We start from the raw sequence: 21,539 nt of genomic DNA on the forward strand, positions 1-21,539 counted from the left end.
CTTAACTGTATGAATTTCAGGGAACCGTCAGAGCATACCTTTTCCAGTTTCGCAAGGAAGGAAGGAAATAGTATATGTATATGTTTAGCTGAAATAAGCCCTGACGAAAATGCATAAGATGGGTTTTATGCAACGATCGGCGGTTCTTAACCTGCTTAATCTTTGCTTAACGACGCTCATGTATACCTAACTGGTTACGATAACGATCAACCCACATCGCCGTCGCACCACAGACCGCGGCGGGCATAATCGCCAGGTTAAGTAGCGGGATCATGGTAAACAGGCTTACCAGCGCGCCAAACTGCATATTAGCGGTTTTGTGCTGGCGCAGCGCACCAAGCATGCTCTGAAAACTGACCTTATGATTATCAAAAGGATAGTCACAGTACTGAATAGCCAGCATCCAGGCGCTGAACAGAAACCACAATACCGGCGCAACGGTTTGGCCGAAACCAGGAATAAAGTAAAGCATCAGCAATCCCAACGCGCGCGGCAAATACCAGGCAAACTTCTGCCATTCGCGTTTCATGATGCGCGGAATATCTTTTACCAGCGCCAGCCAGCCGCTGTCGGGCAGCGGGTGTCCGGTAAGTCGGCCTTCAAGCTGTTCCGCCAGCAGACCGCAAAAGGGCGCGGCGACCCAGTTCGCAATAGTAGAAAAAAAGTAGCTAAACACCAGCACGATCGAGAGCACCGTAAGCGGCCAGAGCAGATAGCTTAACCATTGCAGCCAGTCAGGCACATGCGACATCAGCCGGGGGATCCATTCATTAAGCCGATAAAACAGCCAGGTAAAAGCGCCGCCGAGCAGAATAATATTGATCAGTAAGGGGATAACAACGAAACGGCGAATGCCCGGCAGGCGGATCAATTTCCAGCCCTGAGCGAAGTAGTGAATACCATTGTAAGACGTGGGTTGAACCGTAGCCATCGACAGTTTTTCTCCTCTGTTTGGCAGGCCAGGCTATCATAACCTGGGTTTTTTCTCTTACCAGCCGCCTTTTGGCTGAAAAAACAGCAAAAAATCGGGATGGCTCTATCTTATTTGTCAGAAAAGCCGGTGCAGACTTGCACTTGTTTAGCGGGACAAATACAGTTAGAGGATAAAGTTTGCCGTGGTGGCAAGGTATTGGAACAACAGAGAATACAATGATGCAGGATTTGCGTCTGATATTAATCGTTGTTGGTGCGATCGCCATAATAGCGCTGCTGCTTCACGGGCTGTGGACCAGCCGTAAAGAGCGCTCATCTGTGTTTCGCGATCGCCCGCACAAGCGTTTAAAGCAGGATCAAGAAGATAACCTGACCGAAGAGGACACCCAGGGTGTAGGTGACGTTCGGGTCCGACGAACGCCGACAAAATCTTCACATAATGAACCTTCTTTTGATGGGTTTACCGCAGAAGACGAAGAGCCTGCGCCACGTCCTGCTGCGCGTAAGCCGCAACCGACGCCTACGGCGGTGCCTGTTGTTCCCCAGCCGGAACGCGATCCGCTGTTTGATGCCGAGCCTTCCGCTACGGTTGACGATGACGCTTTCGAGCCGCGTCCGCAAAGCGAGCGGCAGCCTGCCGTTTCACGTACGCAACAGCCCGTGCCTGCGCGTCCGGTTGAAACGCCGTTACAGCAGCCTGCCGATCCTTTACTGGATGATGAACCGCAGTGGCAGGATGATAATGAACCGGTAATGAATGTTGAAAGCGATGCGCCTGCAGCCGCAGAGCCTGTGTCGCAATCGCGTGAAGAAGCGCGTCGCAAAGAGACGGTGCTGGTGCTGCATGTCGCTGCTCATGCTGGCGGCGAGCTGAACGGCGAAAGCCTGCTGCAGGGCATTTTGCAGGCCGGGTTCCAGTTTGGCGAAATGAACATCTTCCATCGTCATTTAAGTCCGGCCGGAAGCGGCCCGGTGCTGTTCAGTCTGGCCAATATGGTGAAGCCGGGATCGTTCAATCCTGATGCCATGTCAGACTTTTCAACGCCAGGCGTTTCTATGTTTATGATGGTGCCTTCCTATGGCGATCCGCATCAAAACTTTAAGTTAATGCTGCAGTCAGCGCAGCGCATCGCTGACGATGTTGGCGGCGTAGTGCTGGATGATGAGCGTCGGATGATGACGCCGCAAAAACTGGAAACCTATAAGGCGCGTATTCGCGACGTAGTTGAGGCGAACGCCTGATAGCCGGTTCCCGCTTTGTTCCCCTGAACCCCCGCTTGCCGGGGGTTTTCTTTCTCTGATGGTGCGTTATGGAATCCGTACAAGAAAAAATCACCGAGCTGCGAACCACGCTTCGTCATCATGAATATCTCTATCATGTTCTGGATGCGCCGGAAGTTCCCGATGCGGAATATGACCGCCTGATGCGCGAGCTGCGGGCGCTGGAAGAGCAGCATCCCGATTTAATCACGCCTGATTCACCCACCCAACGCGTGGGCGCCGCGCCGTTAACCGCTTTTGAACAGGTACGTCATGAAGTGCCGATGCTGTCGCTGGATAACGTTTTCGACGAGGCGGGCTATCTGGCGTTCAATAAGCGCGTGCAGGATCGGCTGAAGAGCAGCGATGATATTACTTTTTGCTGCGAGCTAAAGCTGGATGGCCTTGCCGTGAGTTTGCTGTATGAAAATGGCCTGCTGGTGCGTGCCGCTACCCGTGGTGATGGAACGACCGGTGAAAATATCACGGCCAATGTGCGCACCATCCGCGCCATTCCGCTGCGTCTTAAAGGCGATAATATTCCGGCACGGCTGGAAGTGCGTGGCGAAGTGTTTATGAATCAGGTGGGATTCGAGAAGCTAAACGATGAAGCGCGCCGCACCGGCGGCAAAATTTTTGCTAACCCGCGTAATGCGGCAGCGGGCTCGCTGCGCCAGCTTGATCCCCGGATTACCGCCAGGCGTCCGCTGACCTTCTTCTGCTACGGCATTGGTCTGGTAGAAGGTGGAGAGTTGCCGCACAGCCACTGGGAACGCTTGCAGCAGTTTAAAGCCTGGGGACTCCCGGTCAGCGATCGTATTCGTCTTCATCACCGCGCTGATGAAGTACTGGATTTTTATCATCAGGTAGAGCGCGATCGTCCTCAACTTGGCTTTGATATTGATGGCGTGGTTATCAAGGTGGATTCGCAGGAGCTACAGGAACGTCTGGGCTTTGTGGCGCGCGCGCCACGCTGGGCGATTGCGTTTAAATTCCCGGCGCAGGAGCAACTTACCCGCGTACGTGACGTGGAGTTTCAGGTGGGTCGTACCGGCGCGATTACGCCGGTAGCGCGTCTGGAGCCGGTACAGGTTGCAGGCGTTATGGTCAGCAACGCAACGTTGCATAATGCCGATGAGATCGCGCGTCTTGGCCTGCGAATTGGCGATCGCGTGGTTATTCGCCGTGCGGGTGATGTGATACCGCAGGTGGTTAATGTGGTGGAGTCAGAGCGCCCTGACGATACGCGAGAAATTACTTTCCCCAGTCACTGCCCGGTTTGCGGTTCGGACGTAGAGCGAGTGGAAGGCGAGGCGGTAACGCGCTGTACCGGCGGCCTGATTTGCGGCGCGCAGCGTAAAGAGGCGCTGAAGCATTTTGTCTCGCGTCGTGCGATGGATGTCGAGGGCATGGGCGATAAAATCATCGATCAGCTGGTGGAAAAAGAGTATGTGAAAACGCCCGCCGATCTGTTCCGCCTCAGCGCCGGTCTGCTGACCGGTCTGGAGCGCATGGGACCGAAATCGGCGCAAAATATTGTCGATGCGCTTAATAAGGCGAAAGCCACGACCTTGCCGCGTTTTCTTTATGCGTTAGGCATTCGTGAAGTTGGCGAAGCGACGGCGGTGAACCTGGCGAATCATTTCGGCTCGCTGGAAAAGATTATGGATGCCGATCTGGATGCGCTGATTGCCGTGCAGGATGTGGGCAAGATTGTCGCTTCCCACGTGCGGAACTTTATGGAAGAAGAGAGCAACCGTGAAGTTATCCGCCAGCTGGTTGAGGATATTGGCATCCACTGGCCAGAAATTACCCTGGTGAATGTCGAAGCGCTGGACAATCCATTTGCCGGTAAAACCCTGGTGCTAACTGGCTCGCTGAGTATTATGTCGCGCGATGAGGCGAAAGAGCGTTTAACGGCGCTGGGCGCCAAAGTCAGCGGCAGCGTATCAAAGAAAACCGATTTGGTGATCGCGGGCGAAGCGGCAGGTTCCAAGCTGGCTAAGGCACAGGAGTTGGGAATCGAGGTCATTGATGAAGCGGAAATGATCCGTCTGCTGGACAGCCAGAATGGATAAACAGCAGTTGATCGATATCGCCAATACCGTGATGCCTTTCGGTAAATATCAGGGACGCGTATTGATCGATCTGCCTGAACCTTATCTGCTGTGGTTCGCCCGCAAGGGAGAATTTCCGGCAGGGCAGTTGGGTGAGCTGATGCGGCTGACGCTGGCGATCAAGATTGAAGGACTGGAAGGGCTGGTGAAGCCGCTTAAGCGTTAAGCCTGAGACGCGCCGTCAGCGACGGCGCGTCTGGTTTACTTTTGAGATCCCATCATGGCTTTGCCCGTTGGCTCGCTGGCCTGAAGCTCGGCTTCGTTTTTCTTTTTATAGCGCTGGGCGATAAACGAACACACCATAAGCTGTACCTGATGAAACACCATCAGCGGCAACACGATAATACCCACGGCGGCGGCAGGAAACAGAATATTTGCCATAGGTACGCCGTTCGCCAGGCTCTTTTTCGAGCCGCAGAACAGAATAGTAATCTCATCCGCCCGCTTAAAGCCGAACAGCCGCGCCGCCAGCAAATTTACTATTAGCACAATCGCCAACAGCAGTACGCTTCCCGCCAGGATCCATAGCAGAGTGATTACGCCCACCCGATGCCAGATTCCGTTAACCACCGCTTCACTAAAGGCAGAATAGACCACCAGCAAAATTGAAGCCTGATCGGTTTTGCCAATCAGGCTGCGATGGCGTTCAACCCAGCCGCCAATCCAGCGACGCGACAGGTGTCCCAGCACAAAAGGCACCAGCAGCTGCAGCATGATGCGACCAATTTGCTCCAGGCCGTTGCCCGGCATCTCGCTATGAATATTCATTACCAGATTGACTAACAGCGGGGAGATAAACACGCCGAGCAGGCTGGAAGCAGAGGCGCTGCAGACGGCAGCCGCAACGTTGCCGCCCGCCATTGAAGTAAAGGCGATAGCGGACTGAACCGTGGCCGGCAAAATACAAAGATAAATGAAGCCGGTATAAATTTCGTTGCTGAGATTAACTGGATGCCACCACACCAGCAGCAGGCCCAGAATCGGAAAGAGCACAAAGGTGCTGAACATAATCCACAGATGCAGCCGCCAGTGGCTGCTGCCGGCAATGATCTTTTCCCGCGAAAGTTTGGCGCCGTGCATAAAAAACAGCAGCGCAATCGCGGCGGTAGTCAGCCATTCAAAAAAAGCAACAAAGCCGCCTTTTGCCGGTAAAAAGGTTGCCAGTAATACGACAATCAGCAATTTGACCATCATCGGGTCGAGACGCAAAACTCGCATTGTTAAATCCAGATTAAAATTCGATGGTCTATTGTGGGCTAGCCGGGTTTAGAAATAAAATTGATTTATTGCATCCATTGATGAATAAAACAGATGAATTATACGTTACGTCAACTGCGGGTGTTTGTGGCCGTCGCGCAGCATGGCAGCTTTAGCCAGGCAGGGCAGGTGATCGGTCTTAGCCAGTCGGCAGTGAGCCATAGCATTAAAGAGCTGGAAGCGGAGATGGGGATTCGTCTGCTGGACCGTACCACACGCGAAGTGCTCCTTACCAGCGCCGGACAGCTTCTGGCTAATCGCCTTGAACGTCTGCTGGAAGAGCTGAATACCACGTTGCTTGATGCGCGCAGCTTTGGGCAACAGCGCAGCGGCACGGTGCGGGTAGCAGCCAGCCAGACTATTTCTGCCCACTTGATGCCGCAGTGTCTGGCCGCCAGTCAGCTTAATTATCCTGAAATCAAGGTCATGTTACGTGACCGGCCACAGCAGTGGGTTATTCAAAGCGTGCGTGATGCTGAAGTGGATTTCGGCATTGTGGTTGGCCCGTTGACCGCAGGCGAGTTTACATCGCAGCCCATTCTTGATGAGCCTTTCCTGCTGCTGTGCCGACAGGATGATAAACTGGCGCAGGTTAAAGAGCTTCACTGGCGAATGCTGAGCGGGCGTCCCCTGGTGTTGCAGGATTATGCTTCCGGCAGCCGGGTATTGATTGATGAAGCGCTCAGGCAACAGCAAGTGCAGGCAGAGATTGTTCAGGAAATTGGTCACCCTACCACGCTTTATCCCATGGTTGAGGCGGGGATCGGGATCAGTATTCTGCCAGCGCTGGCGCTGCCCTTGCCTGCGGGACGACCATTGATGGTCCGCAGACTCCTGCCGGAGATTAATCGTACGCTGATGCTGATTCGGCGGAAAAACCGCTCTCTGACACCCGCCGCCGAAGCTATCTGGCAGGAAGTGCGTCAGCAGGCGATGCTACTGACGCAACAGCGGCAAAGCATGCCCGCTTTTTAGATATAGACGTTAATTTGATTCTCTGCGGTAGGGCGATTCACCCCATCAGCCACTTTCGGGTCGCTCAAGTTGCCTGAGCTGTTGCTGTTCTGCTGTTTCTTTGCCGCTTCTTCAGCCTGTTGACGCTGTAGCTGAGCCAGCTGAGCTTGCAGCATTTCTATCTGACCCTGGATCTGCTCCTGCTGTTTCTGTTTTTCTTCTGCGGAAGAGTCTGAGTTAGTCACATCTTTCAGCTGCTGCTGCAACTTAGTAATCTGGTTAGTCAGACGAGAAATTTGCGATGATACATCGCTACCGCTGCTGGAACTACTGGCGCCGCTGCTCTGGCTAACGCCTGGCGTGGAAATGGCAATAGTTGTCACGATCCTCTCCTTTTTAATAGATCAATATATCTATCGGTCAATTTTTGGAATGACTTAACCTAAAAGAGCGTAAAAAAATCGTTAAAAAAGTGAAAAGGTTGCCGATTACGCATAGCAAAAAGGCGCCTTTAGGGCGCCTTTCTACACTGGTGGGTCGTGCAGGATAACTCGGCTTACGCCTCGCCCTTCGGGCCGTTGCCGCTGGCAACGTTTTCTCGCTTCGCTCGGCCCGAACCTGCTAGCGTCTCATCCTGCCGATTTTGCATAGCAAAAAGGCGCCTTTAGGGCGCCTTTCTACATTGGTGGGTCGTGCAGGATAACTCGGCTTACGCCTCGCCCTTCGGGCCGTTGCCGCTGGCAACGTTTTCTCGCTTCGCTCGGCCCGAACCTGCTGCAGGTTCTCATCCTGCCGATTTTGCATAGCAAAAAGGCGCCTTTAGGGCGCCTTTCTACATTGGTGGGTCGTGCAGGATTCGAACCTGCGACCAATTGATTAAAAGTCAACTGCTCTACCAACTGAGCTAACGACCCGATGGTGGGTGATGACGGGCTCGAACCGCCGACCCCCTCCTTGTAAGGGAGGTGCTCTACCAACTGAGCTAATCACCCATTTTCGGTGCGACAAAGTATAAAAGATGGTGGGTGATGACGGGCTCGAACCGCCGACCCCCTCCTTGTAAGGGAGGTGCTCTACCAACTGAGCTAATCACCCATCTTTTATCATCTGTCTTACACTGCGGGCCATCTTAGAGATGGTGGGTGATGACGGGTTCGAACCGCCGACCCCCTCCTTGTAAGGGAGGTGCTCTACCAACTGAGCTAATCACCCCCGCTGTGTGGAGTCGCATTATAGGGAGAGTTCGCAACGAGTCAACGCTTTTTAAAACGAAAATGTTTGTTCGTCTTAAAATTAGGCAGCGTGTCGCGCTTTTAGCCGAAACCGCCTTCCGGATGCATGAAAATTCAGCAGCATGCTGCATCAACGCCGGGTTAGCCGTTGAGGAATCAGGGGCAGGTGATAGAATATGCGCACTTAAACACTGCATGAAAATCATCTTTTCTGTCATTCCGCAGAAAATCTGCGCACTAAGGCAAGCTCAATGAAAATCAAAACCCGTTTCGCGCCCAGTCCGACCGGCTATTTGCACGTTGGCGGCGCTCGTACCGCACTCTACTCCTGGCTGTTTGCTCGTAATCACGGCGGTGAATTTGTCCTGCGCATTGAAGATACCGATCTGGAGCGCTCCACGCAGCAGGCGATCGATGCCATTATGGATGGCATGAACTGGCTGAATCTGGACTGGGATGAGGGTCCGTATTATCAGACCAAACGTTTCGATCGCTACAATGCAGTGATTGACGAGATGCTGGAAGCGGGGACGGCCTATAAATGCTATTGCTCTAAAGAACGCCTGGAGCAGCTGCGCGAAACGCAAATGGCGAATGGCGAAAAGCCACGCTACGATGGCCGCTGCCGTGACAGCCATGAACATCATGCTGATAATGAACCGCATGTGGTGCGCTTCCGTAACCCACAGGAAGGTTCTGTGGTGTTTGACGATCAGATCCGTGGTCCGATTGAGTTCAGTAACCAGGAGTTGGACGATCTGATTATCCGTCGTACCGATGGTTCGCCGACCTACAACTTCTGTGTTGTGATTGATGACTGGGATATGGGCATCACCCACGTCATCCGTGGTGAAGACCATATCAATAACACGCCGCGTCAGATTAATATCCTGCAGGCGATCGGCGCGCAGGTGCCGGTTTACGCGCACGTCTCCATGATCCTCGGCGACGATGGTAAAAAACTCTCCAAGCGTCACGGCGCGGTAGGCGTAATGCAGTACCGTGACGACGGTTATCTGCCGGAAGCGCTACTCAACTATCTGGTGCGTCTGGGCTGGTCCCACGGCGATCAGGAGATCTTCTCGATTGAAGAGATGAAACAGCTGTTTTCACTGGATGCGGTAAGCAAGTCCGCCAGCGCTTTCAATACTGAGAAGCTGCAGTGGCTAAACCACCACTATATTAATAGCCTGGCACCGGAATATGTCGCTACGCATTTACAATGGCACATTGAGCAGGCGCAAATTGATACCCGTACCGGTCCTGAACTGGCGCAGCTGGTGAAATTACTGGGCGAACGTTGTAAGACACTGAAAGAAATGGCTGCCAGCTGCCGCTATTTCTATGAAGAGTTCGAGACCTTTGATGCCGATGCGGCGAAAAAGCATCTGCGTCCGGTTGCGCGTCAGCCGCTGGAAGTGGTGCGTGATAAACTGGCAGCAATCAGCGACTGGACGGCAGAAAACGTTCACCATGCTATTCAGTCCACGGCGGACGAGCTGGAAGTAGGCATGGGGAAAGTGGGCATGCCGCTGCGCGTAGCGGTAACCGGAGCAGGGCAGTCACCGGCGCTGGACGTGACGGTGCAGGCGATTGGCCGCTCGCGTGCGGTAGCGCGTATTGAAAAAGCGCTGGCCTTTATCAGCGAACGTGAAGCGCAGGGCTAAATCCTCCTTGCGGCAGATAAAAAAACCGGAAGCATGCTTCCGGTTTTTTTTACTTGCTTTCAATCCCCAGCCGTTGAAGAAGCCCTGTGACGCCTTCACGCAGCAACAATTTCTGCAGGTTTTCCTGTTCCTGCGGAGTCATCTGCTGAACAAAAGAAGTCAGCAGCGCGGGCAGCGTATTGGATCTTACCAGGTAAGTCCCGGCCGGCTCCGCAGCGTGGCGGGTATCATCCAAAAAGGCCGTTACCCTTTCGTCAATTTTAACCACGCGCGCTTTACCACCTTGTACGCCGGGCTTGGGTTTCGTTATCCAGTGCTCGCGCTTAATCCATTTATTGATTGTCTGACGCGTATAGCCTGTCCGTTGGGCAAGCTCTTCCGGCGTTAACCATTCCTCTTTCACGTTTCATTCCCTGTAAACTTAAGCAACAGGCGAATATATTACATGAAAACGTCATGCGATTAACTAACGAGGATCACTAACAGGGAAGGTTATATCCTCTGCCCGCAGGCAGAGGACAAACAAGATTAGCGCGGGGTAGTGGCGCTTTCTACAGCTGGACGGAAGGCGAGGAAATAGGCGAGGCCGACAAAAATCGCACCGCCAACGCCATTGCCAAGAAAGACCGCAATAAAGTTCGGCAGGTATTCAGCCCAGCTAAGATGACCCGCGAAGATTGCCGCAGGAATAATAAACATGTTGGCAACCACGTGCTGAAAGCCGATAGCAACAAAAGCCATTACCGGGAACCAGGCACCAAAGATTTTACCCACCATATCTTTACTGGCGAAGGCCAGCCAGACGGCAAGACAAACCAGCCAGTTACAACCGATGCCAGAGATAAAGGCGTGCATGAAATCGGCATTGACTTTTGCCGTGGCGATCGCAACGGTTTTATTCAGGTAATCGCCTTCTGTCATGCCAAGCAGATGACCAAAGAACCAGGCAACGGCCACGCTGCCGATGAAGTTAGCGATGGTGATCCAGAACCAGTTACGCAGCACGCTGAGGCCGCTTACCTGACGGGCAAACCAGGCAATAGGCATCGTCATCATGTTGCCGGTCAGCAGTTCGCCGCCCGCAAGAATAGTGAGGATCAGGCCAACCGGAAAGACCGCAGCGCCAAGGAAGCCGCCGAAGGAACCCCAGTCTGCTGGCAGTTTATTAATCACATGGAGATCAAGCAGAAAGCCGGTGGCAATAAATGCACCAGCCATAAAGCCTAGGATCAACAGCGACGGAATAGAAAGACGACTTTTTGCCACGCCAGACTGAATAGCAATGGCAGCGATTTCTTTAGGTGAATGCAAGGACATAGTAGCTCTGGTGTTAGTCAAAGAATAATGATGGTTTTCGCTTCTCGTCGGCGGCAGAAGGCAGCCAGAGCGGACTCGATAAACCAATAAATTAATTAGCGCGCGAAGTTTTGCATAGCAAATTAACAATAACAAGTACCTTTTCATAAAGACATTAACGCAAAATTAACAACAAAACGGGCGTGATCAGGACCAGCCAGTAATAAATCTTTCCCCAACGCCAACCTGCGCGATAGCTCACAGCCAGAAGCGTGTTTTAAGGGAGATTATCTGGTAGCTGACACACCTGATGCTGACGAGGTTTAATTTCGTTTGACGTCTTTTTCAGCGATCAAACACAGATTTTGAATTTGCCGTTGACACCCTGGAGGCGGTTTCATATCATGCGCTCCGTCAACACGACACGATTATCCGGTATGGGGCTATAGCTCAGCTGGGAGAGCGCTTGCATGGCATGCAAGAGGTCAGCGGTTCGATCCCGCTTAGCTCCACCAAATCTTATCCCAACAGGTTTGGTAACGGTAATCATTTGATGTGGGGGTATAGCTCAGCTGGGAGAGCGCTTGCATGGCATGCAAGAGGTCAGCGGTTCGATCCCGCTTATCTCCACCATTTTCCTTTCGGTTTTATCTTCTTATTATTTCCCGTTAGTTACTGTCTGCTTATCTGCTTATCTGCTTATCTGCTTATCTGCTTATCTGCTTATCTGCTTATCTGCCCAGAAGTACATTATTAAGCCTGTTATCCACGGGTATAAAAAAACCGGGCCAGGCCCGGTTTTTTAACGTAACGGCGGCGATCAGGAGAGCACCAGACCCGCAATAGACGCTGACAGCACGCTGACCAGCGTAGAGCCATACAGCAGCTTCAGGCCGAAGCGGGAAACCACGTTGCCCTGTTCTTCATGCAAACCCTTGATCGCACCGGCAACGATGCCGATAGATGAGAAGTTAGCAAAAGAGACCAGGAACACGGAAAGGATGCCTTCACCGCGCGGAGAGAGCTGTCCGGCGATTTTTTGCAGATCCATCATGGCCACGAACTCATTGGAAACCAGCTTGGTCGCCATGATGCTGCCAACCTGCAGCGCTTCGCTGGAAGGTACGCCCATCACCCAGGCGAAGGGGAAGAACACATAGCCCAGCACGCCCTGGAAACTGATGCCGAAAATCGCATCAAACAGTGCGTTAATCCCGGCAATAATGGCAATAAAGCCAATCAGCATCGCCGCAACGATAATCGCCACGCGGAAACCAGCAAGGATATATTCGCCCAGCATTTCAAAGAAGCTCTGGCCTTTATGCAGATCGCTTAGCTGTAAATCTTCTTCGCTATCAACGCGATAGGGGTTGATCAATGACAGCACAATAAAGGTACTGAACATATTCAGCACCAGCGCGGCCACCACATACTGCGGCTGCAGCATGGTCATATACGCCCCCACGATAGACATGGAGACGGTAGACATCGCGGTTGCGGCCATGGTGTACATCCGGCGCTGCGACATCTGCCCAAGGATATCCTTATAGGCGATAAAGTTTTCTGACTGTCCCAAAATCAGTGAGCTCACCGCGTTAAAGGATTCCAGCTTGCCCATGCCGTTGACTTTCGACAGTACCGTGCCGATAGCGCGAATAACGATGGGCAGAATGCGGAAGTGCTGCAGGATACCAATCAGGGCGGAGATAAAGACGATAGGGCAGAGAACATTAAGGAAGAAGAACGCCAGACCTTTATCATTCATCCCACCGAATACGAAGTTGGTCCCTTCAGCAGCGTATTTCAGCAGATAATCAAACAGGCCGGCAAAGCCTTTCACGAATCCCAGGCCAGCTTCTGAATTGAGGAAGAACCAGGCAAGCAGAACCTCAATTACCAGTAGCTGTATGATAAAACGGACGCGGATATTTTTACGATCGCGGCTAACCAGCAAGGCCAGTAACGCAACCACCACCAGCGCCAGAACAAAATGCAAAATGCGGGACATGTATGCTCCAAATTTGAGGCAGATTATATTTCGCTGCGTATTCTATGTAACACCGGGCGTAAAAACGAGATCAACTCCACAATATAACAATTGCCTATAGCAACTTGCGTCAGAAAAGGCATCCCGATCACAACTGTAACACCGATTAAAAAAACCACATCTGCATTGTTAACATTTTTGGGATGACCTACAGTTAGTGGGTTGATGCTTGTTAAACAGTCGGCTATTGTGAATACAGATATAGCATTTGCTATACTTTATAGCGCGAGCTATCACAGCGATAACGACAACCTTGTTTTACCTTGCCTTACGTCCCTTTACGCTGTAAGGGTGACATAACTTTTAGACAGGATAATGACTATGTTAGAAAGCCGCACCGCGGAACGAGCAGCACGCGGAGCCCGTAAGATAAAGCTGGCTTTGCTGGGGCCGGCCTTTATTGCGGCCATTGGTTATATTGATCCTGGTAACTTTGCCACTAATATTCAGGCGGGCGCTTCTTACGGCTATAAGCTGCTGTGGGTAGTGGTCTGGGCCAATATTATGGCGACCATTATTCAGCTGATGTCCGCCAAGCTGGGCATCGCCACCGGCAAAAATCTTGCTGAGCATATCCGCGATCGCTTTCCGCGTCCGGCGGTATGGTTTTATTGGGTGCAGGCGGAAATTATCGCTATGGCCACCGATCTGGCTGAGTTTATCGGCGCTGCGCTCGGCTTTAAGATGCTGCTGGGGATCTCGCTGTTGCAGGGAGCAGTGCTTACCGGCGTCGCGACCTTTTTGATTTTAATGCTGCAAAGCCGTGGTCAAAAGCCGCTGGAGCTGGTTATTGGTGGGCTGCTGCTGTTTGTTGCTGCGGCTTATATTGTTGAGCTGTTCTTCTCCCAGCCGCAAATGAGCGAGCTGGCGCGCGGAATGGCCGTGCCTTCGCTGCCCACGGCTGATGCGGTATTTCTTGCGGCGGGCGTGCTGGGCGCAACCATTATGCCGCACGTGATTTATCTGCACTCTTCACTGACGCAAAACGGCGGACGCGGCAGCTCGCGCAGCGAACGTTACTCTTCCACCAAGCTGGATGTGGCGATCGCCATGACCATTGCTGGCTTTGTGAATCTGGCAATGATGGCCACGGCGGCGGCGGCTTTCCATTTTAATGGGCATGCCGGCGTAGCGGATCTCGATCAGGCCTATCTGACGCTGAAGCCGTTGTTAAGCGATGCTGCTGCATTCGTCTTCGGCCTAAGCCTGGTGGCGGCGGGGCTCTCCTCCACGGTTGTCGGCACGCTGGCGGGGCAGGTGGTGATGCAGGGCTTTATTCACTTTTATATCCCGCTGTGGCTGCGCCGGACGATTACTATGCTGCCCTCTTTTGTGGTCATCATGGCGGGCTGGGATCCTACACGTATTCTGGTAATGAGTCAGGTGCTGTTAAGCTTTGGTATCGCGCTGGCGCTGGTACCGCTGCTGGTGTTTACCGGCAAGAAAGAGCTGATGGGAGATATGACTAATTCACGTATCATGCAAACCGTGGGCTGGGTGATTGTCGCGCTGGTGGTTACGCTGAATATTTACCTACTGGTCGGAGAAGCGTTGGGTCTTGGTTGAAACTAAGCGCCGTTAATACGGCGCCTGGTATTTTCTGGATCGGACATCGACTTTACCGCACAGCCACGGCCAGCGGCTTAAGCGCACGGGCGCTTAATCGCGATGATGTTTTTCCCACTGGCGATACTCGTGCTCACGATGTTTTTCCCACCGTCGGTGATCGCGTTCACGGTGTTTTTCCCATTTACGGTGTTCGCGTTCACGAGCGTGCTCATGATGTCGCCATTCCCGTTCCCGCTGCCATTGCTGGCGCTCCCATTCGCGATGACGTCGCCATTGCTCATGACGCCACCAGCGGCCCTGCTGCCACTCATAACGGTCATGCCACCAGCGACCGTCGCGCCAGTGTCCGCCATCCCAGTATTGACCCTGGCGATCGCGATCGCCCAATTGCAACGTCACGCCCGGAGCCAGAGTAATTGTGGCGCCATCTGCCTGTGCTGTGTGTGTAGCTAAAGGGGACAAGGTTGCCAACAAAGCGGCAAAAATAATGGCACGTTTCATGTTTCTCCTTATCAGTGCGCAAGCAGCAGCACTGTGGTGCCAGCATATAAAGAAAGCTCAGGCATAACATCGGCGCATTTCTGAAAAAGTTAAGGATAATCTGAATTGAGATTTTTCTGGCTGCGCCGGGGCAGCCAGAGGAGGGTTTAACGCAGCACGCGCTCAATATCCTGCAGGTCCTCTGCGCTCAGAGGGCTTTGCTGTAGCATCTGTACCGCATCGTCGATTTGGCTGGTTTTGCTGGCGCCAATCAATACGCTGGTCATGGCTGGCTGACGCAGTACCCAGGCCAGCGCCATTTGCGCCAGTTTCTGTCCACGGCGCTGCGCAATAGCGTTGAGCTGCTGCACCTTTTCCATTTTATCTGTGGTCAGCTGTTCAGCATTCAAAAAGCGGCTGCCGCTGGCGGCACGGGAATCTTCCGGTACGCCTTGCAGATAACGATCGGTCAGCACGCCGCCCGCCAGCGGTGAAAAGGCGATACAGCCTACGCCCTCGCGCTGTAGCGTATCCAGCAGACCTTCTTCCGGCTTACGCTCAAACATCGAATACTTTGGCTGATGAATCAGGCACGGCGTCCCCAGCTCGCGCAAAATTTTAATCGCTTCTGCCGCCCGCTCGGCGGGATAGTTAGAGATCGCGGCATACAGCGCTTTGCCCTGACGCACCACTTGATCCAGCGCCATCATAGTCTCTTCCAGCGGCGTTTCCGGATCGGGACGGTGGTGATAAAAAATATCGACATACTCCAGTCCCATACGCTTCAGGCTTTGATCAAGGCTGGCGATCAGATATTTACGCGAACCCCAGTCGCCGTATGGCCCATCCCACATGGTGTAGCCTGCTTTGGTCGAGATAATCAGCTCATCGCGCCAGGCGTGAAAATCTTCCCGCAGGATGCGGCCAAAATTTTCCTCGGCGGAACCCGGCGGCGGACCGTAATTATTGGCGAGGTCAAAATGTGTAATGCCGGCGTCAAAAGCGTGACGCAGCAGAGCACGGCTATTGTCCACGCGCGTGCTGTCGCCAAAGTTATGCCACAGGCCGAGGGAAATAGCGGGCAGCTTAAGACCGCTGCGGCCAGAACGGCGATATTCCATCTGCTGATAGCGCTCAGCGGCGGGTTGATAGTACATGGCGATTCCCTGAAGAAAGCAGAGGTTAAACAGGAAGCTTAGTAGTGTATACGTTTACACAAAGCGAAAGCCGCGGGGCGGATCGCAATTACAGAAAAATTTGCAGGCGTAACGCCCGCTTGCCACGCCGCGCCTGAAGATAACAATATCGTATGTCGACGTGGCAGCAGAATAATCGATACTGAAATGACCTGATTACGCAAGGAGTCTGCTATGTCTGGCTTAACGGTAAGTGATTATCTGCTACAGCGTCTGAATGAAATCGGTATCGATCACCTGTTTGGCGTGCCGGGAGATTTTAACCTGGCGTTTCTCGATCGGGTTATCGCCCATCCACGGCTGGCATGGGTGGGCTGCGCCAATGAGCTGAACGCGGCTTACGCCGCAGACGGCTATGCCCGCAGTCGTCGCGCAGGTGCATTGCTGACAACCTTTGGCGTCGGTGAACTTAGCGCCATTAACGGCATTGCGGGCAGCTACGCGGAATATGTGCCAGTGATCCATATTGTTGGTGCGCCTTCTTTATCGGCGCAGCAGCGCGGCGATCTTATTCATCATTCACTGGGCGACGGCGATTTCAGCCATTTTTTGCGTATGCAGCGCGAGGTAACGGTAGCACAGGCGACGCTTACCGCCGAGAACGCCTGCGCGGAGATCGATCGGGTTATGCGCGAAGCGCTGACGCAACGACGACCAGGCTATTTACTGTTGCCGGTCGATGTCGCTGGCGCGCCGGCTTGCGCGCCCGGGCAGCCGTTAACTCTTCAGACGCAGCCCGATGACCAGGCGCTGCAGGCTTTTCGCTGTGCGGCGGAAACGCTGCTTTCAGGCGCGCGCAGCGTATCGCTGCTGGCAGATTTTTTGGCCGACCGTTTTGGCGTACAGCAGCAGCTGGCGAACTGGCTGGAGGCGGTTCCGCTGCCGCACGCCACGCTGCTGATGGGAAAAGGGGTACTGGATGAGCAGCGTGCAGGCTTTGCCGGAACCTACGCCGGGGAGGGGTGCGCTGACGGGACGCGGCGGGTGATTGAGCAGGCGGATGTTATTATTACTGTCGGCGTACGCTTCACGGATACCATTACGGTTGGCTTTACCCAGCAAATCGGGACGGCAAAAAACATCGACGTACAGCCTTTTAGCGTTACGGTCGCCGGGCAGAGATTCGATTCGCTGCCGATGTCTACGGTCATTGAAGAACTCCGGCTGCTCTGCCAGCGTTACGCCGCACGCTGGACGCTGGATCATTGTCAGCCCGCGCCGCTGGCAGCAAGTGACCAGCCGGGTCTGACGCAAAATGCGTTCTGGCAGGCGATACAGGCATTTCTGCAGCCGGGAGATCTACTGGTGGCGGAGCAGGGCACCGCGGCGTTTGGCGCAGCGGCGTTGCGTCTGCCTACGGGTGCGAAGCTGGTGGTGCAGCCGCTCTGGGGATCTATCGGCTATACTTTGCCAGCGGCCTTTGGCGCCCAGACCGCAGAGCCTGAGCGGCGAGTCATCCTGCTTATTGGCGATGGGTCGGCGCAGTTAACGGTACAGGAGCTGAGCTCGATGATGCGCGATAACCTGAGACCGCTGATTTTTGTATTAAATAATGGCGGCTATACCGTTGAGCGTGCCATTAACGGCGCCAGTCAGCGCTATAACGATATTGCCGACTGGAACTGGACGCAAATACCGCAGGCGTTGAGCACCGCGTGTCCGGCGCAAAGCTGGCGCGTACTGGAGACGGTACAGCTTACCGAAGTCCTGAAGCTGATTGCCGACGCGCGCCGACTTTCCCTGGTTGAAGTGGTGCTGCCACGTCTGGATATGCCGCCTTTACTGCAGCAGGTCTCCGCCTCGCTGCATCAGCGTAATTCAGCACAGTGATTTCAGAAAGATGGTGCTGTTCAGCACGGACTTTCACGGTTATGGTAACGGGCAATTTGGCAAAGCGCTTTCGTTTTGATGAGCGTTGTTGTTTTACCGGGGGAAATTTATAGTGTCCCGTAGTGAATTGACATAAGCGGAGCAGCAGAATAATGACTAAATACGCTTTGGTGGGTGACGTTGGCGGTACCAACGCGCGCCTGGCGCTGTGTGAAGTAGAAACCGGCCTGATTTCTCAGGTAACGACATATTCCACTTCAGAGCATCATGGTCTGGAAGAGGTGATTCGTCTGTTTCTGGAAGAGCAGCAGCAGGATGTAAAAGATGGTTGTATCGCCATTGCCTGCCCGATTACCGAAGACTGGGTAGAAATGACCAATCACGACTGGGCGTTCTCTACCAAAGCGCTGAAAGCCAACCTGGCATTTGATCATCTGGAAATCATTAACGATTTTACCGCAGTCTCTATGGCGATCCCGATGCTGACTGAAGAGGATGTTATTCAGTTTGGCGGCGGCGCAGCGGTAAAAGATAAGCCTATCGCCGTGTATGGCGCGGGCACCGGGCTGGGCGTGGCGCATCTGGTGCATGTCGATCGCCGCTGGGTTAGCCTGCCAGGCGAGGGCGGACACGTTGATTTCGCTCCAAACAGCGTGGAAGAAGATCTGATCCTGCGCGTGCTGCGTGAAGAGCTGGGCCACGTTTCAGCTGAGCGCGTATTGTCTGGTGCCGGTCTGGTTAACCTCTATCGCGCCATTGTTAAATCCGATAAGCGCGAGCCGGAAAACCTGAAGCCAAAAGATGTTTCCGAGCGAGCGCTGGCCGATAGCTGTATCGACTGTCGACGCGCGCTGTCGCTGTTCTGCGTCATTATGGGACGCTTCGGCGGTAACCTGGCGCTTACCCTGGGGACTTTCGGCGGCGTGTATATTGCTGGCGGTATCGTGCCGCGCTTCCTTGAGTTCTTTAAAGCCTCCGGCTTCCGCGCCGCGTTTGAAGACAAGGGCCGCTTCCGTGATTACGTGCATGATATTCCGGTCTATATGATCAAGCACGATCAGCCAGGACTGCTGGGCGCAGGCGCGCATCTGCGCCAGACGCTGGGACGCGTACTCTAATTTCACAACACTCATGATTAGCCTGCATGTGCGCAGGCTAATCATCCGCGCGCTGATCCTACCCCGAACATGCTTACAAACGCATTAGCTGGCGAAAGGCTTTTACTTTGCTGCGGCTCACCGGCACCTGAAAATCCAGATCGCGCAGTCGCAAAAGATAGGTGTTATTAAACCAGGGTTCGATTTCACGGATCTTGTTCAGATTTACGCAGTAGGAGCGATGGCAACGGAAAAACTGGCTTTCCGGCAGTCGGTTACAAAATTCGCTAATCGCCACCGACATCACATACTCCTCGCGACGCGTATAGACGAAAGTCAGCTTTTCATGCGCTTCCAGATAGTAGATTTCATTGATATCCGTAACGATAATCCGTTCATCCCTGATCAGATTGACGGTTTGCGCCACCGGGCGCAGCGATGAGGTTTCCGGTGCGGCGGGCTGCTGTTGCTGCTGTTGCCAGTGCGCTTCCAGCTTTTGCAGCATGCTGACAATGCGCGATTCGTGGTAGGGTTTAAGAATGTAGTCAAACGCGTCCAGCTCAAACGCCTGTACCGCATGCTCTTTCCAGGCGGTAATAAAAACAATTTGCGGTTTATGGGCAAACTTGCTGATGTTCTGCGCCAGCAGAACGCCATCCAGCGAGGGGATATTGATATCCAGAAAGATCACGTCCACTTCGTTGTGCTGCAGAAATTTCAGCACGTCGAGGCCGTCATCAAAGCAGGCTGCAATATCGATATGGCTGTGCTGATTAATCATCCAGCTCAGCTCCTGCTGCGCCAAAAACTCATCTTCCACAATGATGGCTTTCACTTACTACTCTCCTTCAGGCCGTCAGCGACAGCGTTTTTTCCGGCAGTTTTTCACCGTTCTTGCTGATGAAAAACACGATTTCCGTGCCCGGATGCAGCTGTGTAATCTGTAGCCCGCCGCCGTACAGCAGCTTAACGCGATGATGTACGTTCAGCAGGCCAATCTTATTGCCCGGCATTTCATTACGCTGCACGCGCGCGATAACCTCATCGCTGATGCCGTTTCCGGTATCGCGTACCGCAATCCGCACCCGATCGCCAACATCTTCTACCGACAGCGTCACCACGCCCTTACCACGGCAGGGCTGAATGCCATGTACGATAGCGTTTTCCACCAGCGGCTGGATCAGCAGGCTGGGAAGGGTACAGTTTATCTCTTCGTCGATGTGATAAATCATCGTCAGCTTATCGCCAAAGCGCGCCTGTTCAATGGCGATATAATCCTTCACCTGATACAGCTCTTTTTTAATATCGATGGGCTCGTCATCATTCAGCTCAAGGTTGTAACGCAAATAGCGCGACAGATTAATAATCAGCTGGCGCGCAGTATCGGGATTAAGCCGGATAGAAGAGGAGATCGCGTTCAGCGCGTTAAACAGGAAATGCGGATTAATTTTGCTTTGCAGCGCGCGCAGTTCCGCCTTGTTCGCCATTTCACGCAGCTGCTCGGTGCGCGACACCTCCAGTTGAGTAGAGATAATTTGCGACAGGCCGACCGCCATCTCCTTAAGTGACCAGGTAATGCGATGCGCATGACGATAATAGATTTTCAGCGTGCCGGTGACTTCACCTTTCTCCCACAGCGGGATCACAATCATTGAGTGAATATCGCGCGTGCGATAGGCCTCATCGTTGTTTTTAATAATGATTTTACCGTAGTTAATCGCCTGGCGCGTGGTGGGGCTCAGGCCATCATCGCCCTGACGATAGTGCTGTTCGCCGTAGCCGACATAGGCCAGGATTTGATGCTTATTGGTCATCGCGACGGCATCGGCGTTGATATCGTTGCGGATGATCTCACAGACCTGACGCAGCGAGTCGCTGTTTACCTGGCGGAACAGCGGCAGAGTTTTATTGGCAATATCCAGCGCCAGCTTGGCGTGACGTGCGGCAACCGCCTCTTTCTCTCCCTCAACGCTTTGTACCAGCAGCACAATCAGGCCGATACTGACCGCGCCCAGAATCATCGGAATTGAAATCTCAGAGACGATCTCCAGGCCCAGCGCTGACGGCGTCGCCCAGAGAATAATCAGCAGCATGGTCAGCGATTCGCACAGCATGCCGCCAAGAATACCGAGCCGCCAGCGCTGCGCTTTCGGCACTTTCAGGTTAATCCAGCCGGAGACCATGCCAGCAATAATGCTGGTAATCAAACAGGGCACGGAAGAGACGCCGTGAATATCGATTAAAAAACGATGCAGCCCGGCGATAATCCCGGTGGCGATGCCCACCCATGGGCCAAATAGTATGCCGCCGGACATCACGGCGATAGTACGCACGTTCAGCAGGGAACCTTCAACATTCACCGCCGACCAGGTACTGAACAGGGCAAACAGCGAGAAGATCGCGGTGACCGCCAGCAGCTCCTGGCGAGAGTGCTCATCTTTCTGCAAAAGCTGGCGGAAATGGCGCGTGCGCGTCAAAAAGAACAGGCAAATCAGCATTAAAGCGGCGCGGTCGAACACCGCAAGCAGCATATCGAATATAGATTGCACAGGCATCTCGTGGCGTAATGAAGAAGTAACATCATAAAAAATGTGGCCATACGGC

General features: G+C 53.5%; 18 protein-coding genes, 6 tRNA genes and 2 other RNA genes. 10 read left to right on the forward strand and 16 right to left on the reverse strand.

Features of this window, described 5'->3' with window-relative positions; all coding sequences use genetic code 11:
* Positions 1-166 precede the first annotated feature (166 nt).
* Positions 167-931 carry a sulfate transporter CysZ gene (cysZ, locus tag ACQE3Z_RS01425; RefSeq protein WP_426971781.1) on the reverse strand — a complete coding sequence of 255 codons (765 nt, stop codon included), beginning with the start codon at positions 929-931 and terminating at the stop codon, positions 167-169.
* Positions 932-1,149: 218 nt separating this feature from the next.
* Between cysZ and zipA the strand changes: the two genes are divergently transcribed.
* The 3 genes from zipA (at position 1,150) to ACQE3Z_RS01440 (ending at position 4,476) form a co-directional block, all read left to right on the forward strand.
* Positions 1,150-2,175, forward strand: a complete 1,026-nt coding sequence (gene zipA / locus ACQE3Z_RS01430) for a cell division protein ZipA (RefSeq protein WP_426971782.1) — start codon at positions 1,150-1,152, stop codon at positions 2,173-2,175.
* A gap of 68 nt (positions 2,176-2,243) precedes the next feature.
* Positions 2,244-4,271: an NAD-dependent DNA ligase LigA gene (gene ligA / locus ACQE3Z_RS01435; RefSeq protein WP_426971784.1), complete on the forward strand. Its 2,028-nt coding sequence runs from the start codon at positions 2,244-2,246 to the stop codon at positions 4,269-4,271.
* Entirely contained in the window at positions 4,264-4,476 is a 213-nt protein-coding gene (locus ACQE3Z_RS01440) for a DUF3820 family protein (protein WP_426971785.1), read from the forward strand. The genes ligA and ACQE3Z_RS01440 overlap by 8 nt, the downstream gene beginning before the upstream one ends.
* A 35-nt stretch (positions 4,477-4,511) precedes the next feature.
* Here the strand turns inward: ACQE3Z_RS01440 and ACQE3Z_RS01445 are convergent, their stop codons facing one another.
* Positions 4,512-5,528, reverse strand: a complete 1,017-nt coding sequence (locus ACQE3Z_RS01445; RefSeq protein WP_426971786.1) for a bile acid:sodium symporter family protein — start codon at positions 5,526-5,528, stop codon at positions 4,512-4,514.
* A gap of 93 nt (positions 5,529-5,621) precedes the next feature.
* Here ACQE3Z_RS01445 and ACQE3Z_RS01450 point away from each other — a divergent pair, with 93 nt between their 5' ends.
* On the forward strand, positions 5,622-6,542 hold the full coding sequence (locus ACQE3Z_RS01450) for a LysR family transcriptional regulator (RefSeq protein WP_426971788.1): 921 nt from the start codon (positions 5,622-5,624) through the stop codon (positions 6,540-6,542).
* Here the strand turns inward: ACQE3Z_RS01450 and ACQE3Z_RS01455 are convergent.
* The 7 genes from ACQE3Z_RS01455 to ACQE3Z_RS01485 form a co-directional block, all read right to left on the reverse strand.
* Positions 6,539-6,904 carry a FlxA-like family protein gene (locus tag ACQE3Z_RS01455; RefSeq protein ID WP_426971789.1) on the reverse strand — a complete coding sequence of 122 codons (366 nt, stop codon included), beginning with the start codon at positions 6,902-6,904 and terminating at the stop codon, positions 6,539-6,541. The genes ACQE3Z_RS01450 and ACQE3Z_RS01455 overlap by 4 nt on opposite strands.
* A 147-nt stretch (positions 6,905-7,051) precedes the next feature.
* Positions 7,052-7,175, reverse strand: a non-coding RNA gene (locus tag ACQE3Z_RS01460) — RtT sRNA.
* A gap of 29 nt (positions 7,176-7,204) precedes the next feature.
* A non-coding RNA gene (locus tag ACQE3Z_RS01465) (RtT sRNA) lies at positions 7,205-7,330 on the reverse strand.
* 29 nt (positions 7,331-7,359) lie between these two features.
* A tRNA-Lys gene (locus ACQE3Z_RS01470) sits at positions 7,360-7,435 on the reverse strand.
* 2 nt (positions 7,436-7,437) lie between these two features.
* Positions 7,438-7,513, reverse strand: a tRNA-Val gene (locus ACQE3Z_RS01475).
* A gap of 27 nt (positions 7,514-7,540) precedes the next feature.
* Positions 7,541-7,616, reverse strand: a tRNA-Val gene (locus ACQE3Z_RS01480).
* Between the two features lie 41 nt (positions 7,617-7,657).
* Positions 7,658-7,733 (reverse strand) — tRNA-Val (locus ACQE3Z_RS01485).
* Between the two features lie 271 nt (positions 7,734-8,004).
* On the opposite strand from ACQE3Z_RS01485, the gene gltX reads away from it, so the two are divergent.
* Positions 8,005-9,420, forward strand: coding sequence for a glutamate--tRNA ligase (gene gltX / locus ACQE3Z_RS01490; protein WP_250650513.1), 1,416 nt, complete (start codon positions 8,005-8,007; stop codon positions 9,418-9,420).
* Between the two features lie 49 nt (positions 9,421-9,469).
* Here the strand turns inward: gltX and ACQE3Z_RS01495 are convergent, their stop codons facing one another.
* Together ACQE3Z_RS01495 and ACQE3Z_RS01500 are read right to left on the reverse strand one after the other, a co-directional pair.
* Positions 9,470-9,823 carry a YfeC-like transcriptional regulator gene (locus ACQE3Z_RS01495; RefSeq protein ID WP_426971790.1) on the reverse strand — a complete coding sequence of 118 codons (354 nt, stop codon included), beginning with the start codon at positions 9,821-9,823 and terminating at the stop codon, positions 9,470-9,472.
* A 125-nt stretch (positions 9,824-9,948) separates the two neighbouring features.
* Positions 9,949-10,737, reverse strand: a complete 789-nt coding sequence (locus ACQE3Z_RS01500) for a formate/nitrite transporter family protein (RefSeq protein ID WP_085070928.1) — start codon at positions 10,735-10,737, stop codon at positions 9,949-9,951.
* A gap of 418 nt (positions 10,738-11,155) precedes the next feature.
* Between ACQE3Z_RS01500 and ACQE3Z_RS01505 the strand changes: the two genes are divergently transcribed.
* Together ACQE3Z_RS01505 and ACQE3Z_RS01510 are read left to right on the forward strand one after the other, a co-directional pair.
* A tRNA-Ala gene (locus ACQE3Z_RS01505) sits at positions 11,156-11,231 on the forward strand.
* A gap of 42 nt (positions 11,232-11,273) precedes the next feature.
* Positions 11,274-11,349: transfer RNA gene (locus ACQE3Z_RS01510), tRNA-Ala, on the forward strand.
* A 187-nt stretch (positions 11,350-11,536) separates the two neighbouring features.
* Here the strand turns inward: ACQE3Z_RS01510 and ACQE3Z_RS01515 are convergent.
* Entirely contained in the window at positions 11,537-12,724 is a 1,188-nt protein-coding gene (locus tag ACQE3Z_RS01515) for a NupC/NupG family nucleoside CNT transporter (RefSeq protein ID WP_085070929.1), read from the reverse strand.
* Between the two features lie 360 nt (positions 12,725-13,084).
* On the opposite strand from ACQE3Z_RS01515, the gene ACQE3Z_RS01520 reads away from it, so the two are divergent.
* Positions 13,085-14,329 (forward strand): Nramp family divalent metal transporter, encoded by a 1,245-nt coding sequence (locus tag ACQE3Z_RS01520; protein WP_426971791.1) that lies wholly within the window; start codon positions 13,085-13,087, stop codon positions 14,327-14,329.
* A 93-nt stretch (positions 14,330-14,422) separates the two neighbouring features.
* Here ACQE3Z_RS01520 and ACQE3Z_RS01525 read toward each other — a convergent pair whose 3' ends face one another.
* Complete coding sequence (locus tag ACQE3Z_RS01525; RefSeq protein ID WP_426971793.1) at positions 14,423-14,833, reverse strand: DUF2502 domain-containing protein; 411 nt, start codon at positions 14,831-14,833, stop codon at positions 14,423-14,425.
* A 146-nt stretch (positions 14,834-14,979) separates the two neighbouring features.
* Positions 14,980-15,969 carry an L-glyceraldehyde 3-phosphate reductase gene (mgrA, locus tag ACQE3Z_RS01530; RefSeq protein ID WP_426971795.1) on the reverse strand — a complete coding sequence of 330 codons (990 nt, stop codon included), beginning with the start codon at positions 15,967-15,969 and terminating at the stop codon, positions 14,980-14,982.
* Between the two features lie 213 nt (positions 15,970-16,182).
* Between mgrA and ACQE3Z_RS01535 the strand changes: the two genes are divergently transcribed.
* Together ACQE3Z_RS01535 and glk are read left to right on the forward strand one after the other, a co-directional pair.
* On the forward strand, positions 16,183-17,838 hold the full coding sequence (locus ACQE3Z_RS01535) for an alpha-keto acid decarboxylase family protein (RefSeq protein WP_426971797.1): 1,656 nt from the start codon (positions 16,183-16,185) through the stop codon (positions 17,836-17,838).
* Positions 17,839-17,990: 152 nt separating this feature from the next.
* Positions 17,991-18,956, forward strand: a complete 966-nt coding sequence (gene glk / locus ACQE3Z_RS01540; protein ID WP_085070934.1) for a glucokinase — start codon at positions 17,991-17,993, stop codon at positions 18,954-18,956.
* Between the two features lie 73 nt (positions 18,957-19,029).
* On the opposite strand, the gene ACQE3Z_RS01545 is transcribed toward glk, so the two are convergent.
* Positions 19,030-19,770, reverse strand: a complete 741-nt coding sequence (locus tag ACQE3Z_RS01545; protein ID WP_426971799.1) for a LytR/AlgR family response regulator transcription factor — start codon at positions 19,768-19,770, stop codon at positions 19,030-19,032.
* 13 nt (positions 19,771-19,783) lie between these two features.
* Positions 19,784-21,466, reverse strand: a complete 1,683-nt coding sequence (locus ACQE3Z_RS01550; protein WP_085072310.1) for a sensor histidine kinase — start codon at positions 21,464-21,466, stop codon at positions 19,784-19,786.
* Positions 21,467-21,539: the final 73 nt, after the last annotated feature.

The sequence above is a fragment of the Pantoea sp. FN0307 genome (assembly GCF_050113815.1).
Taxonomy (GTDB): Bacteria; Pseudomonadota; Gammaproteobacteria; order Enterobacterales; family Enterobacteriaceae; genus Mixta; species Mixta alhagi.